The organism is Saccharopolyspora galaxeae, from assembly GCF_016526145.1.
GTDB lineage: Bacteria > Actinomycetota > Actinomycetes > Mycobacteriales > Pseudonocardiaceae > Saccharopolyspora_C > Saccharopolyspora_C galaxeae.
In genome coordinates, this window is the sequence record NZ_JADDUE010000007.1 from 216089 (window position 1) to 229163 (window position 13075).

General features: G+C 71.5%; 12 protein-coding genes. 8 read left to right on the forward strand and 4 right to left on the reverse strand.

Features of this window, described 5'->3' with window-relative positions; genetic code table 11:
- Window positions 1–67 precede the first annotated feature (67 nt).
- Window positions 68–631, forward strand: a complete 564-nt coding sequence (locus INP57_RS17700) for a TetR/AcrR family transcriptional regulator (protein WP_200071345.1) — start codon at window positions 68–70, stop codon at window positions 629–631.
- On the opposite strand, the gene INP57_RS17705 is transcribed toward INP57_RS17700, so the two are convergent.
- Window positions 632–1393: a GntR family transcriptional regulator gene (locus INP57_RS17705; RefSeq protein ID WP_200071346.1), complete on the reverse strand. Its 762-nt coding sequence runs from the start codon at window positions 1391–1393 to the stop codon at window positions 632–634.
- Window positions 1394–1686: 293 nt separating this feature from the next.
- Between INP57_RS17705 and INP57_RS17710 the strand changes: the two genes are divergently transcribed.
- Window positions 1687–2880 (forward strand): CaiB/BaiF CoA transferase family protein, encoded by a 1194-nt coding sequence (locus INP57_RS17710; protein WP_200071347.1) that lies wholly within the window; start codon window positions 1687–1689, stop codon window positions 2878–2880.
- On the forward strand, window positions 2877–4061 hold the full coding sequence (locus INP57_RS17715; protein ID WP_200071348.1) for an acyl-CoA dehydrogenase family protein: 1185 nt from the start codon (window positions 2877–2879) through the stop codon (window positions 4059–4061). The genes INP57_RS17710 and INP57_RS17715 overlap by 4 nt, the downstream gene beginning before the upstream one ends.
- Window positions 4062–4367: 306 nt before the next feature.
- Here the strand turns inward: INP57_RS17715 and INP57_RS17720 are convergent, their stop codons facing one another.
- Both INP57_RS17720 and INP57_RS17725 read right to left on the reverse strand, forming a co-directional pair.
- A complete protein-coding gene (locus tag INP57_RS17720) occupies window positions 4368–5126 on the reverse strand; it encodes an SDR family NAD(P)-dependent oxidoreductase (RefSeq protein WP_200071349.1) in 759 nt (252 codons plus the stop codon).
- Window positions 5127–5364: 238 nt separating this feature from the next.
- On the reverse strand, window positions 5365–6819 hold the full coding sequence (locus INP57_RS17725) for an amidase (RefSeq protein WP_200071350.1): 1455 nt from the start codon (window positions 6817–6819) through the stop codon (window positions 5365–5367).
- Between the two features lie 170 nt (window positions 6820–6989).
- Here INP57_RS17725 and INP57_RS17730 point away from each other — a divergent pair, with 170 nt between their 5' ends.
- Entirely contained in the window at window positions 6990–8174 is a 1185-nt protein-coding gene (locus tag INP57_RS17730) for an MFS transporter (protein ID WP_200071351.1), read from the forward strand.
- Between the two features lie 152 nt (window positions 8175–8326).
- Here the strand turns inward: INP57_RS17730 and INP57_RS17735 are convergent, their stop codons facing one another.
- Window positions 8327–9142 (reverse strand): SAM-dependent methyltransferase, encoded by an 816-nt coding sequence (locus INP57_RS17735; protein ID WP_200071352.1) that lies wholly within the window; start codon window positions 9140–9142, stop codon window positions 8327–8329.
- Between the two features lie 203 nt (window positions 9143–9345).
- Between INP57_RS17735 and INP57_RS17740 the strand changes: the two genes are divergently transcribed.
- The 4 genes from INP57_RS17740 to INP57_RS17755 are packed head-to-tail and all read left to right on the forward strand — an operon-like array spanning window position 9346 to window position 13074.
- Complete coding sequence (locus tag INP57_RS17740) at window positions 9346–10428, forward strand: S-(hydroxymethyl)mycothiol dehydrogenase (RefSeq protein WP_233627756.1); 1083 nt, start codon at window positions 9346–9348, stop codon at window positions 10426–10428.
- Entirely contained in the window at window positions 10428–11057 is a 630-nt protein-coding gene (locus tag INP57_RS17745; RefSeq protein ID WP_200071354.1) for an MBL fold metallo-hydrolase, read from the forward strand. Before INP57_RS17740 ends, INP57_RS17745 begins: the two co-directional genes overlap by 1 nt.
- Window positions 11058–11090: 33 nt before the next feature.
- Entirely contained in the window at window positions 11091–12329 is a 1239-nt protein-coding gene (locus INP57_RS17750; protein ID WP_307850142.1) for a sensor histidine kinase, read from the forward strand.
- Window positions 12330–12381: 52 nt separating this feature from the next.
- Window positions 12382–13074 (forward strand): response regulator, encoded by a 693-nt coding sequence (locus INP57_RS17755; RefSeq protein ID WP_200071355.1) that lies wholly within the window; start codon window positions 12382–12384, stop codon window positions 13072–13074.
- The last annotated feature ends 1 nt before the right edge of the window (window position 13075 follow it).

The window sequence follows — 13075 nt, forward strand, 5'->3', positions numbered from 1 at the left end:
GGTGTGGTTATCACTGAAGACGCGCGCGGCGGATTTGTCAACACACCGGTCGGTATAGAATGGGCTCATGACTCGCGAACGGCTCACACCCGCCGGGCGGCGGATCCTCGACGTGGCCGCCGAGCTGTTCTACCGGCAGGGCATCCACGCGGTCGGCGTCGAGGGCATCGCCGCCGAAGCCGGGGTCACGAAGAAGACGCTGTACGCCTGCTTCGGCTCCAAGGACAACCTCGTCACCGCATACCTCGAGCAGCGCGACGAGCGCTGGCGCGAGTGGGTGCTGCGGTGGCTCGACGAGCACGGTGGATCGGCCGCGGAGCAAGTGCTCGGCACGTTCGACGCGCTGGCCGAGTGGATCGATCGCGGGGACTTCCGCGGCTGCGGCTTCGTCAACGCGCTGGCCGAGATCCCCGACGCCGAGCACCCGGCGCGCGCGATCATCACCGCGCAGCAGGAATGGGTGCGGGAGCACTTCGCGCGGCTCGCCGAAGCCGCGGATGCGCCCGACCCGGCCGACTTCGCCAAGACCGCGCTGCTGCTCTACGAAGGCGTCACCGTCTCCGCCTCGATGGATGTGCCGGATGCGGCGCGGCAGGCGCGGAAGGCGGCCGAGGTACTGCTGAAGACTTGATCAGGTGATCGTCTCGCGCAGCGAATCGATGGCGTGGCTGCGGTGGGTGCTCAGCTCGGCGATCAGCTTCTCGGCGTCGCCTTCCGCGGCCGCGCGGACGATCGCCGAATGCTCCTCGCGCACGCGCGCGCGGTTGGCCGTCGCGTTGTAGTAGACCGCGCGATAGGCGTCCGTGGCGTCCCACAGCGTCCGCACCATCCGCATCAGCCGCGGCATTCCGGCGGGCTCCAGCAAGGCGAAGTGGAACCTGCGGTTCGCCGCGATCATGCCCACCAGGTCCCCGTCCTCGGCGGCCGATTCGACGTCCTCGGCCGCATCGGTGATCCGGGCCAGGTCGGCCTCGGTGAACGCGGTTGCCGCGATCCCGGCCGCCTCCGACTCCAGCAGTTCCCGGATCCGGTAGACCTCCACCAGGTCGTCCAGCGACAGCTCCGCCACCGCGTAGCCGCGGTGCGGGCGGTAGACGACCTGTCCCTCGGCTTCCAGGGTCTTCAGCGCCTCCCGCAGCGGCACCCGGCTGACGCCGAGGTCGTGCGCGATGCCGTCCTGCCGGATCGGGCGGCCCGGTGGCAGCGACCCGGAGGTGATCGCGCGGCGCAGCGCGTCGAGCACGAAGGCCTGCGTGGTCGGCGGCCGGGTGCCCTGGTCCGGCCAGCGCAGGTCGGCGCGGGGAGCTGCGGTGCGGGCATCTGTAGTGCGGGCATCTGCGGTGCGCGCCTGGTCCTGCGGCGCCTCGTCGGGGTGGTCGCGATCTGCGGGCATCGGGCTCCTGCCGGGTCTTCGGGCGTGGCGTCGTGCTCGGCGGACGTGACGCCGATCATCGCGCGGACGACCGCCCCGGATCGACGATCACCCGGACGAGATCTTGTTGACGACTGCGGCGCTGACTGTATATTGGATCCAATCTCGGTGGAACGCAACACGCTGGCACGGAGCCGAATGCTCGCAAGTGGCGGCGGCCGGTCGGTGCAGGCGGTTGGCGGGACGTGCGTGCTCGTCGCGCGGTCCGGCGGTGCGTTCCCGCAGGCGGTCGAAGAACCGGAAGGTGGTCAGCGATGGGTCGGGCGCTGCCGATGGACGGCGTGGTCGTGGCGGACTTCAGCCGGGTGCTGGCCGGTCCCTACGCGACCATGCTGCTGGCCGACCTCGGCGCGACCGTGATCAAGGTCGAGCGGCCCGGCGCCGGGGACGACACTCGCGGCTGGGGTCCACCGTGGACGGAGCGCAGCTCGTCCTACTTCGAGTCGGTCAACCGCGGCAAGCGCAGCATCGCGCTGGACTTCGCCGACGAGCAGGACCGGGCCACCGCCCGCGAACTCGTCCGCCGCGCGGACGTGCTGGTGGAGAACTTCCGGCCGGGCGTGCTGGACAAGGCCGGGCTGGACTACGACGCCGCGCAGCAGCTCAACCCCGGGCTGATCTACGCGTCGGTGTCCGGTTTCGGTTCCGGTCCCGGCGCGGACCTGCCCGGCTACGACTTCGTGGTGCAGGCGGTCGGCGGGCTGATGAGCGTCACCGGCGGCCAGGAAGGCCCACCGACGAAGGTGGGGGTCGCCGTGGTGGACGTGCTCACCGGCAAGGACCTCGCGTTCGGGATCATGGCCGCGCTGCGGCAGCGGGACGCCACCGGGCAGGGCCAGCACGTCGAGGTCAACCTGCTCTCCAGCCTGCTGTCCTCGCTGGTGAACCAGGTCAGCGGGCTGCTGACCACCGGCATCCCGCCGGAGCGGATGGGCAACCGGCACCCGAGCATCGCCCCGTACGAGACGCTGCGCTGCGAGGACGCGCTGCTGGCCGTCGCGGTCGGCAACGACGACCAGTTCCGCAGGCTCACCGAAGCGCTGGGCCTGGTCGGCTTGGCCGACGACCCGGCCTTCGCGACCAACGCAGCGCGCGTGGCCAACCGCGACTCCCTGGTGGAGCGGCTGGAGAACGTGCTCGGCGCGCGGCCGGCCGCGGACTGGCAGGACCGGCTGCACCGGGTGGGCATCGCCTGCGGCCAGGTCAACGACCTCGGCGGTGCGCTGCAGTACGCCGAGTCGCTCGGGCTGGCCCCCACGGCCGATCCTGGTGACGGGGGAGTGGCGCAGGTGCGCACCCCGATCGAGTTCTCCGAGTCCGGCGTCGTGCCGCCGGTAGCGCCCCCGCACTTGGGCGAGCACACCGACGAGGTGCGTTCCTGGCTGGCAGGCGAGACCGCCGCGCCGGCGCCGTTGTTCGACGATCCGTCCCGAGGAGGCCGCCGATGAGCGCCAAACCCGACTTCGACCCCCGCGACCCCCTCGGCATCGACGCCGAGCTCAGCACCGAGCAGCTCGCGCTGCGCGACAGCGTCCGGGCGCTGTGCCGGGACCTGGTGGTGCCGCACGTCGGCGACTGGTTCGAGCGCGGCGAGTTCCCGCAGGCCCGGGAACTCGCTCGCGAACTCGGCAAGCTCGGCGTCCTCGGGATGCACCTGGAGGGCTACGGCTGCGCGGGCGCGTCCGCGGTGGACTACGGGGTGGCCTGCGAAGAGCTGGAGGCCGTCGACTCCGGGCTGCGTTCGCTGGTGTCGGTGCAGGGATCGCTGGCGATGTTCGCGATCTGGCGCTGGGGCTCGGAGGAGCAAAAGCAGCAGTGGCTGCCGCGGATGGCGGCGGGCGAGGCGATCGGCTGCTTCGGGCTCACCGAACCGGACCACGGCTCGGACCCGGCGTCGATGCGCACCCGCGCGCGCAAGGACGGCGGAGACTGGGTGCTCGACGGGCGCAAGATGTGGATCACCAACGGCAGCGTCGCCGATGTCGCCGTGGTCTGGGCGCAGACCGATGACGGCGTGCGCGGTTTCGTGGTGCCCACCGACGTGCCCGGATTCTCCGCGCCGGAGATCAAGAAGAAGGCATCCCTGCGCGCTTCGGTGACCAGCGAACTCGTGCTGGACGGGGTGCGGTTGTCCGCGGAGGCCGCCCTGCCCGGGGCCGTGGGGCTGCGCGGTCCGCTGAGCTGCCTGAACGAGGCCCGCTACGGGATCGTGTGGGGCGCGAACGGGGCGGCCCGCGACTGCCTGGGGACCGCGCTGGACTACGCGCGCACCCGCGAGCAGTTCGACCGGCCCATCGCCGGCTTCCAGCTCACCCAGGGCAAACTCGCCGACATGGCGGTGCGGGTGAACAACGCCCGGCTGCTGGCGCTGCACCTGGGCAAGCGCAAGGACGCCGGGACGCTGCTTCCGCAGCAGGTCAGCTTCGGCAAGCTGGACAACGTGCGCGGCGCGCTGGAGGTCGCCCGCACGGCGCGGACCATCCTCGGCGCCAACGGGATCTCGCTGGAGTACCCGATCATGCGGCACATGACGAACCTGGAGTCGGTGATGACCTACGAAGGCACCAGCGAGATGCACGCGCTGACCATCGGCCAGGCGCTGACCGGCAGCAACGCCTTCCGCGGCTAGGAGGGCCCGCCGGTGGTCGAGCTGGTTCCGCCCCGGCGAGCGCGCCGGGGCCGCCAGGAAACAACCGTCAACAGCGGACCACCGTCCGCGCGTTGGCGCTGGACCGATCGGGGATGCCGCGGGCGGACGCCGCTCGACCTGGCCGCAACGTCCACAAAGGACACGCGTCCGGGTGCCGGCTTGCAGCGGCGTCGGCTCAGGAAGAGGTCCCGGAACGGGACGGCATCCGAGGCCGACCAGGGGACCGGGATCAGCGGCCGGTCGTCACCGGCCGCTCGCGGTCCCCTCGTCGCGCACCCGCGCCGATCACCAGACGGTGAAACCGCCGTCGGCGACGATGTTGCTGCCGGTCACGAAGCTGCTCGCCTCCGAGGCCAGGAACACCGCCACCGGCCCGAGCTCGTGCGGCTCACCGACCCGGCCCAGCGGGGTCTGCGCCACCCAGCTGTTGAACCACTCCGGCTGCGTGGTCTGCACCCCGCGCAGCAGCTCGGTGCCGGTGTAGCCGGGCGAGATCGAGTTGACCCGCACGCCGCGGCCGCCCCACTCACCGGCCAGCGACTTCGTCAGCATGATCACGCCGGACTTGGAGGAGTTGTAGGAGACCTGCGGCTGCGGGTGGTTCGAGATCAGCCCGGACATCGACGCGATGTTCACGATCGATCCGGAACCCTGGGCGAGCATCTGCTTGCCGACCTCGCGGCAGCAGTAGAACACCGCGTCCAGGTTCAGCCCGACGACCTTGCGCCACGACTCGTCGCTCATGTCCTCGGCGGGCTCGTTGCGCACCATGCCCGCGTTGTGCACCGAGACGTCCAGGTGCCCGTGCTCGGCGACGATCTTCGCCACCGCGTCGGCGACCTGCGCGGAGTCGGTCACGTCCACCTGCAGGAACTCACCGCCGATCTGCTCGGCCGCGGCCTTGCCGGTCTCCGGGTTGATCTCCCCGAGCACCACGTGCGCACCCGACGAGCGCAGCGCCTTGGCGATCTCCAGCCCGATGCCCTGCCCGGCACCGGTCACCAGCGCCACCTTGTCCTGCAGGGAGAAAACCTCGGTACCCACTTGCCACCTTCCCTGAAACGCCACGTTGCTGATGCAGCCTCGCACATCCTGCACACCGGGTTGCGCGGCTGTGCACACCGGCCCCGGGCCGTTCGCCTGCCGCGAATGCCGCTCGTTCGAGCATGACCAGCGAGGCCGCGGGACCGCGAGGCCGGTCAGCGAGTGCGTCGCAGGGCACCGTGAGGCGCGGGCAACGGCGGAATCCGGGGAATCCACTCGACATCCGGCCGCGACGCGGTCAGGTCAGGGCCGGTGGCAGGGCTGCGTGCACCCAATCGCTGGCCTGCTCGTAGGCGTGCCCGAGCCGCAGCAGCTCCCACTCGGCGTGGCCGCGGCCGATGAGCTGCACCCCGGTCGGCAACCCGGCGCCGTTGAACCCGGCGGGCAGGTTCAGCACCGGATGGCCGGACAAGGTCCACGGCGCGGCCGTCTCCATCCAGCGGTGGTAGGTGTCCATCGGGTGGCCGCCGACCTCCTCCGGCCAGCGCATCCCGACATCGAACGGGAAGACCTGCGTGCTCGGCGCGAGCAGGAAGTCGTAGCGGGCGAACAGGTCCGAAACCACGGCCCGCCAGGCGTCGCGGCCTTCCAGCGCGGCGGTGATGTCCGGTACCCCGAGCTTGCCGTGACCTTCCGCCTCGTAGACGGCTTCGGGCTTCATCCGCGAGCGGGTGGCCGGGTCCGCGTACAGCTCGCGCAGCTTCTCGCCGACCATCCAGTGCCGCCACAGCAGGAACGTCTCCCACGCCCGCGCCACCGGGAGCCCGCCCGGAACCGGCTCGACCTCGCAGCCCAGCGACCGGAACAGCTCCACCGCGGAACCGCACACGTCCAGCACACCCGGCTCGGTCGGCAGGTAGCCGTCGAAGTCGCCGATCCAGCCGATCCGGACGCCCGCCGGGTCGTTGCGCAACTGCCCGGTGAACTCCGCGGGGTCGCGGTCCAGGCTCAGCGGCGCCCGCTCGTCCGGACCGGCCATTGTGGACAGCAGCATCGCCAGGTCGCGCACCGTGCGCGCCATCGGCCCGGGCACCGACGGATCGGCCACGAAACCCGGCGAGGGCACCCGGCCGAAACCGGGCCGCAGCCCGAGCACGTTGCAGAACGCCGCTGGATTGCGCAGCGAACCCATGAAGTCGCTGCCGTCTGCCACCGGCAGCATCCGCATCGCCAGCGCCGCAGCGGCCCCTCCGCTGCTGCCGCCCGCCGTGCGGGTCTGGTCGTAGGGGTTGGTCGTGGTGCCGAAGACCTCGTTGAACGTGTGCGAGCCGAGTCCGAACTCGGGCACGTTCGTCTTGCCGACGACGATCGCGCCCGCTTCCTTCATCCGGCGCACGTGCGTCGCGTCCTCGGTCGCCGGTGCGGTGCGCTGGAAGCCCTGCGTGGTGGGGAATCCGGCCGCGTCGGCGAGGTCCTTCACCGCGATCGGGAAGCCGTGCATCCAGCCGACGGGCTCGCCGCGGTCGAGCGCGGCGTCGCGCTCGCGGGCCTGGGCGAGCACGTCTTCCTCGTCCGCCCGGGACACGATCGCGTTGACCAGCGGGTCGAACCGGTCGATGTGGCGCAGGAAGGCTTCGGCGACCTCGACGCAGGAGATCTCCCGCCGCCGGATCGACCAGGACAGTTCCACCGCGTCGAGCAGCACCGGCTCTTCGAGGCCCGGCGATGGGATTCCGCTGAACTCTGCTGCCACCCGAACTCCCCACGCCGCTGTGCCGATCACCGACCGTGTCCCGCTGCGCCCCTGCGCGTCAAGGCCGTGCGCACCTGCATTCGAGTGCGGTCAGCGAGGCCTGCGTCACGTTAGCGTTGCTAACCGATTGCTCGGTTCACACGCTGGTGGCCGGATTCGAGGAGGCGCGGATGTCCGCAGCGGTGATCAGCAACCGGCGATCGCTCCAACGCCGCCCCGGCGCGGTGCGCGTGCTGAGCGCGGTCGCCGCGGTGGTGACCGTCGGGGTCTTCCCGGTGTTCCTCGTCGGCGGGCTCGGCGTGCAGCTGCAGCGGGAGCTGGATTTCGGCGCAGCGCTGCTCGGCGTGGCCACCGCCGGGTTCTTCGGCGTCGCCGCGCTGGCGTCGCGTTCGATGGGCTGGGTGGTGGAGCGCATCGGCTCCCGGCTGGCGATGCGGCTGGGCGCGGCGGGCAGTGCCGCCTGCCTGTTCGGGATGGCCGCCGTGCAGCACTCGGGCTGGCTCGTCGCGCTGCTGTGGATTGCCGGGTTGCCCAACTCGCTCGCGCAACCCGCGGCGAACCTGCTGGTCACCCAAGGTGTTCCGGCTGCCAGGCGCGGCATGGGCTTCGGCGTGAAGCAGTCCTCCATCCCGGTCGCCACGCTGCTGGCGGGCGCTGCGGTACCGGCGATCGCGCTGACCATCGGCTGGCGCTGGGTGTTCGTGTTCGGCGGGCTGCTCGGGCTGCTGGCCGCGTTCGCGGTGCCTGCGCTGGCGGAGGCGGAACGCTCGTCGCGGGCGTCTTCGGCTGAATCGTCCGGCGATTCGAAGTTCGTGCCGCTGCTGTTGCTGGCCATCGCGGGAGGGCTGGGGTCGGCGGCGGCCAACGCGCTCGGCTCGTTCGTCACCACCACCGCCGTCGAAGTCGGGTTCAGCCCGTCCGCGGCGGGGCTGGTGCTGTCGTTGGGTTCCGCGGCCGGTCTGACGATCCGGCTGGCGGCCGGGGTGGTCGCGGATCGCTGGAACCCGAACCTGCTGCGGCTGATCACGGCGATGCTGCTGGTCGGCTCGGTCGGTTACGTACTGATGGGGGCGGGTTCGGCCGAGCTGTTCCTGCTCGGGGTGTCGGTCGGCTTCGGTGCCGGGTGGGCGTGGCCGGGGCTGCTGAACTTCGCCGTCGCCCGCATCGCGCCGGACCGGGTGGCGAGCGCGACCTCGTTCACCCAGACCGGGATCTACCTGGGCGGCAGCGCCGGGCCGCTGCTGTTCGGCTTCTTCGCCGAGCACGCTGGTCTCGGCGCCGCCTGGCTGGCGGCCGGAACCGCCGCGGTCGTCGCCGGTGTCCTGCTGCTGTTCATCCGCACTCCCCGCTCCTGACCCACCGGAGGCGCCGGCGATCGAGCGGCCCGCGCACGCACGGCCATCCGGACGGCCGACACGCCGACGCGTCACCCGACCCGCGTAATCTCGTTCGGAGTGCGAAGGGGACTTTCGCCCCGTCCGATGGGTCCGACGGGCCCTTCACCCGGCTACTCGTGCCGAGCGGGTTTGCGTGCGACACCGCCGTGCAGGATGCGGTAGTGGGGGTGCGCGGGCGCTCCCGGATCAGGACGCCAATCGCTCACGCAGCAGGTGCCCGGCCCGAGCCGGTCGAACCCGCCGAAGCACTCGTCGATCCACTCCGGCGACCGGTCCACCAGCGGATCCGCCGTGTCCGCGTAGAAATTCGCCAGCAAGTGCATCGGAGCGGGCTGCTCGCCCCCGGTGACGTGCGAGATCACCAGCGCGCTGCCCGGCGGCACCGCCCGCTGGTAGGTGCGCACCAAGCCGTGCGGGTCGTCGCCGTCGTCCAGGAAGTGCAGCACCGCCGACATCAGCACCCCCACCGGCTGAGCGAGGTCGAGCAGCTCGGCGGTTTCCGGCGCGTTCAGCACGGACCCGGGTTCGCGGAGGTCCGCGCGGATGATCTCCGCCCGCGGTTCGGCGGCCAGCAGCGGTTTGCTGTGCGCGACGGTCAGCGGCTCGTTGTCCACGTACAGCACCCGGAACCGGCCGGTGCGCCTGCGCGCGACCTCGTGCACGTGCCCGATCGTCGGAATGCCCGAACCCAGATCCAGGAACTGCCGCACCCCGCGGGCCAGCAGGTACTCCACGGCACGCCGCAGGAACGCCCGGTTGTCCCGGAAAACCCCGGTCACCCCGGGCAGCGCCAGCTCGAGCCGTTCGGCGAACCGCCGCTCGACGCCGAAGTTGTGCGAGCCGCCGAGGAAGGCGTCGTAGATCCGCGCCGCGCAGGGCCGGTCGATGTCCATCTCCCTGGACAGCAGGCGCTGCGCTTCGGCCATGGTGTGCTCCTCGTTCGATCGCCGGCACCGTACAGTAGTCACGTTGTGACGCACTGTGTCGAACCGTCCGCCCCCAGGCGCGTCCGCTGTTCGACCGAACCGCAGTCGCGACGGCACCGGCTACGTCCGATCGGGCGGTATGGTCGCGACGCCAGATGTCGATATGCGCATCTGGGCGAAATCCGAGAGCCAGGAGGTGTTCGTTGAGCGAAGTCCGTGCCGTGGTGGCGACCGGCAAGGGAGCTCCCGTCGAGGTCGTCGACATCCGGGTCCCGGACCCGGGCCCTGGGGAGGCCGTGGTGGCCGTGCAGGCGTGCGGGGTCTGCCACACCGACCTGCACTACCGGGAAGGCGGCATCAGTGACGACTACCCGTTCCTGCTCGGCCACGAGGCCGCAGGTGTCGTGGAGTCGGTCGGCGATGGCGTCCAGGATCTTGAGCCGGGCGATTTCGTGGTGCTCAACTGGCGCGCCGTCTGCGGCGTGTGCCGGGCATGCAAGCGCGGGCGCCCGCAGTACTGCTTCGACACGCACAACGCCGCGCAGCCGATGACGCTGACCGACGGCACCCCGTTGGAACCGGCGCTGGGCATCGGCGCCTTCGCGGAGAAGACGCTGGTCCACTCGGGACAGTGCACGAAGGTCGACCCGTCCGCGCGGCCCGCGGTGGCCGGGCTGCTGGGCTGCGGCGTGATGGCCGGCATCGGCGCCGCGGTCAACACCGGGCACGCCGGTCCCGGCGACACGGTGGCCGTGATCGGCTGCGGCGGTGTCGGCGACGGCTCGGTGGCCGGCGCGAACATGGCCGGTGCGCGGCGGATCATCGCCGTGGACAAGGACCCCAAGAAGCTGGACTGGGCCAAGCAGTTCGGTGCCACGCACACCGTCAACGCCGGTGAGCAGGACACCGTCGAGGCGATCCGGGAACTCACCGACGGGTTCGGCGCCGACCTGGTGGTCGACGCGGTCGGCGTGCCGGAGACCTACAAGCAGGCGTTCTACGCGCGCGATCTCGCGGGCACCGTGGTGCTCGTCGGCGTGCCCACGCCGGAGATGCGGCTCGAGCTGCCGCTGCTGGACGTGTTCGCGCGGGGCGGTTCGCTGAAGTCCGCCTGGTACGGCGACTGCCTGCCCAGCCGGGACTTCCCGATGCTGGTGGAGCTCTACCAGCAGGGCAGGCTGCCGCTGGAGAAGTTCGTGACCGAGGAGATCGGGTTGGACCAGGTGGAGTCCGCGTTCAGCAAGATGCACGCCGGTGACGTGCTGCGTTCGGTGGTGGTGTTCTGATGGCCGCGCGCATCGACCACACCACGACTTCCGGCACGTTCTCGCTGGACGGCCAGACCTTCGACGTGGACAACAACGCCTGGGTGGTCGGCGACGACGCCGAGTGCGTCGTGATCGACGTGCCGCATGACCCGGCCGCGGTCCAGGAGCTGATCGCCGGGCGGAAGGTGCTGGCGATCCTGGCCACGCACGCCCACGACGACCACGTGCGCAAGGCCCCGGAACTGGCCGAGGCGGTCGGCGCGCCGATCTTCCTGCACCCGGACGACCTGGTGCTGTGGCGGCTGACCCACCCGGACCGGGAACCGGAGCGCAAGCTCGCCGACCGGCAGGTGGTCGGGGTCGCGGGCACCGGCCTGCAAGTGCTGCACACCCCGGGGCACGCGCCCGGCTCGGTGTGCTTGTACTCGGCCGATCTCGGCGCGGTGTTCACCGGGGACACGTTGTTCGCCGGTGGTCCCGGGGCGACCGGGCGGTCCTACTCGGACTTCGCGGTGCTCACCGAGTCGATCCGGGACCGGTTGCTGACCCTTCCGGAGGTCACCAGGGTGCTGCCCGGCCACGGCGAGACCACGACCGTTGGTGAGGTTTTGCCGCATTTCGACGATTGGGTCGCGCGAGGCTACTGATTCCCGGGCGGGTACGTGCGCATACTGCTGCCCGTGTCGACTTCGCCGATACCGACGTGGCTGACCGAGCGGGCGTACCTGCTCGACTCCGCGATGGTCGTGCTGTTCATCGCCATGCACGTGCTGGTGCTCAGCGTCGACCCGCCGCCGCCCGGCACGCCGTGGTGGTCGCTGATGCTGGTCAGCGTGCCCGCGTTCGGGCTGCTGCTGGTGCGCAGGCGGTGGCCGTGGGTGCCGTTGCTGGGCTGTCTGGCCGCTGCGACGACGCTGACGATCGCCTGGGTGCCGGAGGATCCGCTGAACTTCGCGATCCTGGTCGGCGTCTACTCGGTGTGCCAGCGCAGCGGGGTGGCCGGCGCGGTCGTGGCGACCGTGCTGGCCATGCTGTGGCCGGTGGTGTATTCGCAGGGTGAGCCGCCGCTGTCGGCGGTGGTGAGCACGCTGATGGCCTCGGTGGACCTGTTCATGGTCGTGGGGCTGGCGTACGCGGTGCGGCTCGGGCGCCGCCGCGCGGCTCAGCTGGAGAGCACGGTCGCGCTGCTGGACCAGGCGCGGGAGCAGCTCGCCGCGGAGGCCGTGGCCGGTGAGCGCGCCCGCATCGCCCGCGAGTTCCACGACATCGTCTCGCACAACCTGTCGGTGGTGGCCTTGCGCGCCGGAGTGGCTCGTGCGCTGGTGGATCGCGATCCGGGCCATGCCGAGGAGACGTTGCGGGAACTGGAGCACACCTCGCGAACCGCGCTGGGTGAGCTGCGCGGGCTGCTCGGCCGATTGCGGGAGGAACCCGCGGGTCAGGAGCTGGCCGGTCAGGAGCAGGGCCCGAGCGCGGACGCCGACCGGCCGGGCCGCCAGCCGGTGCCGGGCCTGCACAAGGTGGACCACCTGGTGGATTCGGTGCGCGGCACCGGCGTGGTGTGGCGGCTGGACCGGCGCGGCGAGGTCCGCGAGCTGGGGCCGGGCGTGGAGATGGCCGCCTACCGGATCGTGCAGGAAGCCGTGACCAACGTGCTCAAGCACGCCCCGTCCGGCTACGCGCGGGTGCTGCTGGACTACGGCAGCGGTGTGCTGCGGCTGGAAGTGACCAACCACGCGACCGGTCAGGCGTTCGGCTCGCTGCCCGTGCAGGCACCGCGCGGCGGTTCCGGGCAGGGCTTGGTCGGCCTGCGGGAACGGGCCGCGCTGCTGGGCGGAACGTTCACCGCGCATCCCGTTGCGAACGGATTCCACTTGGCCGCCGTGCTACCGTGCGCCGAAAATTCGGACCTTGCCTGACCCGGAAATCCCGCCGGTGCGCCGGTGAAGCCGAACGACAGGAGGTCCGGCGGTGGAGTGCCCGGCCGAAACGACCGTACTGGTCGCCGACGACCAAGCCATGATCCGCGCGGGACTGGTCGCGTTGCTGTCCGCCGACCCGGGACTTCGGGTGCTTTCCGAAGCCGAGGACGGGGACGCGGCGATCGCCGCCGTGCGCAGGCGCCGCCCCGACGTGGTGCTGATGGACGTGCGGATGCCGGGCACCGACGGGATCAGCGCCGCCCGCGAGATCATCGGCGACACCGAGGGCCGCACCGCGGTGCTGATGCTGACGGTGCACGACCTCGACGAGTACGTCTACGCCGCGCTGCGGGCCGGGGCCAGCGGATTCCTGCTCAAGGACGCGCCGCCGGAGGAGCTGGTGCGCGCGGTGCACACCGTGGCCGCGGGGGAGGCGCTGCTGGCCCCACGAGTGACCCGGCGGTTGCTCACCCGGTTCGCTTCGCTGGGGGTGCGCGATGCTTCCAGCGAGCTCAGCGGGCTGACGAACCGGGAGCGCGACGTGCTGCTGGAGGTCGCCCGCGGCGGTTCGAACGCGGACATCGCGCGCAAGCTGGGACTGGCCGAGCTGACCGTGAAATCGCACCTGTACCACGTGATGCAGAAGCTGCACCTGAGCTCGCGCACCCAACTGGTGATCACCGCCTACGAGACCGGTCTGGTCTCCCCGGGCAGGCTGGGCGGGCCCGAAGCACCGGTGTGAC